This window comes from Acinetobacter sp., from assembly GCF_045628685.1.
Classification (GTDB): domain Bacteria; phylum Pseudomonadota; class Gammaproteobacteria; order Pseudomonadales; family Moraxellaceae; genus Acinetobacter.
Map to the genome: position 1 here is coordinate 1 of NZ_JAZQPV010000077.1, position 5,139 is coordinate 5,139.

Genomic DNA, 5,139 nt, shown 5'->3' on the forward strand with positions numbered 1-5,139 from the left:
AGATTTCCCACATAGTCTACATTCCACCATTATTGTTTCCTATAGAGATACACATATCTGTATCTCTATTTATATCTCCAGGCTTTACTTCAATAAGTTTATCGTTACGCATAACCATAATTGAATGATCGTCTGTGACAATTACACTTTTTCCATCAGCGAGAGTAATTTTCCATTTTGGTTTTTTTACTTTATGTCGATAAACAGCATGCACTGATTTGTTAGAAAGTTTTCCACCATCAAAACAGATTGACTTTAAATATTTTAAAGTTGCAAACTCTTTTTCACCATGATTCCATTTTTCAGGGAGAACAGAAAATAAATCTTCAATGGAATAATTGCCAATACTTGTCCTGATTTGAGATTTACAATCTACTGAGTCGGTGTCGCCGTAGATGATCGACTTATTCCACGTGTACCACACGGCGCCGTTGGAGTCCTTCTCGTCGGGGTCGTCGTCATCGTCGTCGAGGTCCATTTCAAACTGACGATCTGGGAGCTTGTCAAAGAACGTCTTGTCCTCGTCACGGTACGCCTTCGAGACCAAGGCACCCTTGATCTTCTTGCCGGTCTTTGGGTTATAGGCGTAACGCTTGAGGAACTCGCATTGCTCGCCGCTGAGGATGGTGCCGATCGTCTCACCCATGTGCTTAGTGATCTGGCGACCGGTGCCAGTGACTGATGCACCAATCTCACGACGACCAAAGCGGAAGGCCTCGTTCAGCAAAGCACCGTAACAACTATTCGCGTATATTACGCAATATCCGTTTCCGATATTGCTCTTGATGTTACCATCAAGGCTAGACTATATCTTCACCCGTTCTGAGTGGCCGGCGCTTCGAGCTCACTTGAGCTCTACTCCCTTTCGGGATAGTCGTTGCACCTTCAATCTTATTATTTTTATTTGCTTGATTGCTTGGCTCAGGATTGTCCACATGGGATATCCCCTGAATTCACCGGCAGTTTACCGACGTGTTCCCACGTCGGGGCTCCATGTAATTAAAGCTGAATTTTTTTCGTAAGCTGAAGCAAATCATAATGCTCTTCCTGTTTGTCTGCTTCAGTAATTTGCAACCATTCTTCTTTGGTATATAATTTGTCCCCTTCAAGGATCAACTCACCATTTTTTATTTTTTCCTTGATTAAACCTATTTCCTGAATATCCATCTCAATTCCTTTGTCTACTTCACTGTAAATAATTTTACTACCAATTACCTTATTATATCATGACAGATTTTCTTAAATGTAATCATTGTGGGTTTGAATGTAAAGGTTTAACATTACATTTAAAATATAAACATTCTCAGACACCTAAAGAATACAGAGAACAGTTTCCTGATGCTGAAATTTTTTCAAAAAGTGTTAGAAAACAAATGAGTGCTAGTAACCCATTAAAGGGAACAACCTGTACGTTTGAAGAACGTTATGGTGATCGTGCCGATGAAATAAAAGCAAAAATTGGCAAAAGTCAGGGACGGCTCGAAAAGGAAAGAAACGGCCTGGACAAGCAGAAACAATAAAAGAGACATGGGTTCTGCGTAGAGAAGAATGGACTGCCGGAATTGCCGCTGCGGCACAGAAACCACAAGCTCGTGAAAAGAAACGAATTGCCGCTCAAAAGTATATTGCAGAAAATGGATATCATTTATCTAGAAATAAAGAATCAACGTTTGAGAAATTTGCACGAGAAACATTTGAGGCAGCTGGATATAATGTAATTAAACAAAAAGGAACTAAGAAAAAGACGTTGGGCACTGTACGGTTCTATGATCTGTTTATTCCAGAATTAAACTTGTTAATTGAATGTGATGGTGAATGATGGCATAAAAGTCTTGATAGAATTGAAATTGATGAAGCAAAGGATCAAGCGGCAATCTTAGAAAATTATAATTTACTTAGAATTTCAGATTCGGAGTTCCCTAAAAATAAAATGAACTCAGAATTACTTCTAAGTTACTTAAAATTATCTCCAGAAGAACTCCGTATTAAATCATCTCAATTGATTGAGAATAGAAGAATCAAGCTTAGTCCCTAAATTCGTTCTTAAATCATCAGCTAGCTTGCCGTACTTTTTCTTTTCCTTTTGAAGTCGCTTACGTTCGTTGAACCAGAAGGTCAGGACCGATGCAACCATACCTGGCTTGGACTGATCGAAGATTGTACCGAACGCCGAGATGGCCCAGTTCTGTTCACGCATCCACTCATGCCACTCGGCACCTGACATCTCGTAGTCATTACCGTCTATGCTCGCTACCCACTTCGTAGGCAGCTTTTTCCAGATGGCGTACCATGCATCCTCACCGTACTGAGGATCATCAGCAGAACCGAACTGACCGATGAACGTCTCGATTGACATGTTCAGCGCACGGATCACGGTTGGGTACAGTGACGTCAAGTCGACTGAACCAAGCCACGGCCAGAGCCCCATTCGTGGGGTCATGACGATCGCACCTTCAACCTTCTTGTTCTTCACGTTTGAGAAGACCTTGTCAGCTGCGATCAGGCATGCGTGGCCGAACAGTTTAGCGAGGTGCTCAGGGAGGTTGTGCGCGAAGTTCATGATGCCAGTCTCGACGTATCGAACCGTACCAAGCATCGCAGCAAATGGCACGGTGTTCTCGTGAGCCATGGTATTAACTAGATCAACAAATTTATATTTTTGATCAAGCTTGACCAGCACCTCAACGTCTCGTGCGTTGTAACAATTAAATAAATAGAAAGAGACGTTCTTTGTCTCTTGATCAACATCAGAGTAAAGAGTTAGAAGTTCTTCATCTGATAAACTGCTAAGGAAATTATCCATGAATATTGATATCTTTCAAGACAACAAATACACTAAACTTTACTATTCTATCATAGCAAAGCACGGCCACCAAGTAAAGCCAAAGGACGGAAAATATTACGAACGTCATCATATAATTCCGCGCTGTTTAAACGGTAATGATGCATCTGAAAATCTCATGTATGTTAGTGGTAGAGTTCATTTTATTTTACATCTAATTTTATGTTATGCAGTAAACCCAATTTATAAGAAAAGAGTTACTTGGGCTCTAATCTGTTTTAACCCAAAATCAGATAAACGAAACATTAAAAATAAGTTAAAAGCTAAGTCATTTCAAAAACTTAGAGAAGAACATGCTGCACACTTAAAGCTTTTGAAGTGGTATACAAACGGTCAAGTTTCATTACGCTTATTTCCTGATGAACCTGTACCAGAAAATTTTAAACTTGGCCGGCATCAGCTTCCAAAAAGAGGAACTACGGTTTACATTACTAATGGAATAGAAACCAAACGTATTCGTCCTGATGAAGCTATTCATAAAGGATGGGTAAAAGGTCAGAAAGATGAACGCCTACAACAATTAAAAGAACAAGGTCAAAACCATCAGATGGGAACCAGTGCTGGCAGAACTTGGGTTAATAATGGGGTTCAAAACAAATATCTTCAAGTTAATGAAACTCTTCCAGAAGGATGGTTTCAAGGTAGGCTAAAAACAAAAACCTTTAACCCATCAGCTATGGGATCACATTCTAAGGGAATTAACAACCCAAATCATTCCGGTTTAACTGATGAACAAATTTTAACGCAAGCACTTGCCTTTTACAAGAGAGAAGGACACTTAAAGACAAATGAGTGGAAGAAATTTTCCAAACTCAACAAATTGCCCATAAACATAGTGTTAAGCAGATTTGTTGAGTTTGGCGGTGGGTTAAATGGACTTAGGAAGGTAGTTTCAATCCTCGCTTTTCAATCTCCTGACGAAGCAACTCACGCTTAGCATTAAGACGCTGAATTTCTTCAGGTAGTTGTTCAGCATCTTCCCATGTCATGCTAGCAACGTTTGGTCTATGAGTGCCATTGTATAGCTCCTCGAGGGTGCCGTCGTAATCGAGCTTCGGAATATCGAGCTCCTCTGCGGCGATGTTGCCAAGCGAGTAGGACACACGCCCTTCGAAGGTGAACTTCTTGAAGAGGTCCATGTAGTCGAGGTGCGTGCGACCATTGAGTGAGTAGACGATGGCCGGCGAACCGAACCGCTCGACGGTGTTCTCCTTCGGTGGCTTACAGCCGATGAAGCACATCTTATCAACGAGCTTGGGTTGCACACGGAGAATTCGCTTGATGATGTACGGTAAGTCGAAGAATTCCGAGTTCCAACCGCTGATGATGTCAGCTGACTGGATGTCCTCAACCAAGGCCACGATCAGCTCACGCTCATTGGCACAGAGAACCACGTTCGGCTTGAATCCGAGCTTGTGCTCATCCCACATCGCCTTGATCTTATCTTGGAACGTCCCGTCATCCTTCCAGCCTTTTGGAGGAACAGCATATGTCCAGTACTCATTTGTCCATGACTGGAAGACGGTGACTGCATTGATGGGCGCGTATGGATTCTCAGGTGAAGAGAATCCAATTTCGGAGTTATAATCTACCTCGATGTCTAAAAAAGCAAAGTTCAACATCGGAGTTGGGCGGCCGTAGTACTCATTCATCAGCACTTTGGCCTCAGGGCGGATGTCGCTCTCAAACTTCTTCCCGTACAGACGAGCAGCCTGCTTCATCTCATCCTGGCTGTCGAAGGTCAGCTTCTTCAACTTCGATCCGAAGATCGACTGATGGTCGCCGTTTTCATCCTCGACAAAGAAATACCATGGAGCATGATATGCGACTGGTTTTCTTCCAGTCTCATCTCGCTCCCATACAATGACAGTGTCAGTATCCCAGTCGTAATAACTGCCGACATAATTTCCTTGTGTCAACATATTTTTCCTTTCTGTAAACTTGGGACGCGCGGATCATCAGGCTTAATCTGGTAATTCCGTATACCATCATTATACCATTTTGTACCCTGAAGATCAGTACGTTTACGACCCAAGTTAGCCGCCCGCATTTTTTCTTTGGTTTCGGCAGAAGGTTTTATTCCTAAACCACCAAGACCAATATTCTTTTTGTGATCTTCAGAAAGTGGTCTGCCAGTCATTGCCTTCTTGAACTTCGCAATGCTTTCAGGTTTCTTTGGAACACCCTTTTGCGGAATACCAATCTTTTCACGATGCTCAAGAGATTTGGGTTTTCCTGCAACGCAATATCCAATCTTTGATGTTTCACGATCTTGATAATGACCATTTAAGCAAAGT

The 5,139-nt window shown here is 42.0% G+C and carries 7 protein-coding genes; 2 read left to right on the top strand and 5 right to left on the bottom strand.

Annotation, left to right across the window (positions count from 1 at the left end; genetic code table 11):
* Positions 1-16 precede the first annotated feature (16 nt).
* The gene (locus tag ACKI4H_RS10615; protein ID WP_407305562.1) at positions 17-727 is read right to left on the bottom strand and encodes a Hint domain-containing protein; all 711 of its coding nucleotides are present in this window, start codon (positions 725-727) and stop codon (positions 17-19) included.
* Between the two features lie 272 nt (positions 728-999).
* The gene (locus ACKI4H_RS10620) at positions 1,000-1,167 is read right to left on the bottom strand and encodes a hypothetical protein (protein WP_407305563.1); all 168 of its coding nucleotides are present in this window, start codon (positions 1,165-1,167) and stop codon (positions 1,000-1,002) included.
* 59 nt (positions 1,168-1,226) lie between these two features.
* Here ACKI4H_RS10620 and ACKI4H_RS10625 point away from each other — a divergent pair, with 59 nt between their 5' ends.
* Entirely contained in the window at positions 1,227-1,520 is a 294-nt protein-coding gene (locus tag ACKI4H_RS10625) for a hypothetical protein (RefSeq protein ID WP_407305564.1), read from the top strand.
* Positions 1,521-1,990: 470 nt separating this feature from the next.
* Here the strand turns inward: ACKI4H_RS10625 and ACKI4H_RS10630 are convergent, their stop codons facing one another.
* On the bottom strand, positions 1,991-2,803 hold the full coding sequence (locus tag ACKI4H_RS10630; protein ID WP_407305565.1) for a DNA polymerase domain-containing protein: 813 nt from the start codon (positions 2,801-2,803) through the stop codon (positions 1,991-1,993).
* Between ACKI4H_RS10630 and ACKI4H_RS10635 the strand changes: the two genes are divergently transcribed.
* Positions 2,802-3,779, top strand: a complete 978-nt coding sequence (locus ACKI4H_RS10635; protein WP_407305566.1) for an HNH endonuclease signature motif containing protein — start codon at positions 2,802-2,804, stop codon at positions 3,777-3,779. The two genes, ACKI4H_RS10630 and ACKI4H_RS10635, sit on opposite strands and share 2 nt — an antisense overlap.
* Here ACKI4H_RS10635 and ACKI4H_RS10640 read toward each other — a convergent pair.
* Together ACKI4H_RS10640 and ACKI4H_RS10645 are read right to left on the bottom strand one after the other, a co-directional pair.
* On the bottom strand, positions 3,721-4,764 hold the full coding sequence (locus ACKI4H_RS10640; protein ID WP_407305567.1) for a 3'-5' exonuclease: 1,044 nt from the start codon (positions 4,762-4,764) through the stop codon (positions 3,721-3,723). The genes ACKI4H_RS10635 and ACKI4H_RS10640 overlap by 59 nt on opposite strands.
* The coding region (locus ACKI4H_RS10645; protein ID WP_407305568.1) for a hypothetical protein at positions 4,758-5,139 on the bottom strand (382 nt) is incomplete at its 5' end. The genes ACKI4H_RS10640 and ACKI4H_RS10645, both read right to left, overlap by 7 nt.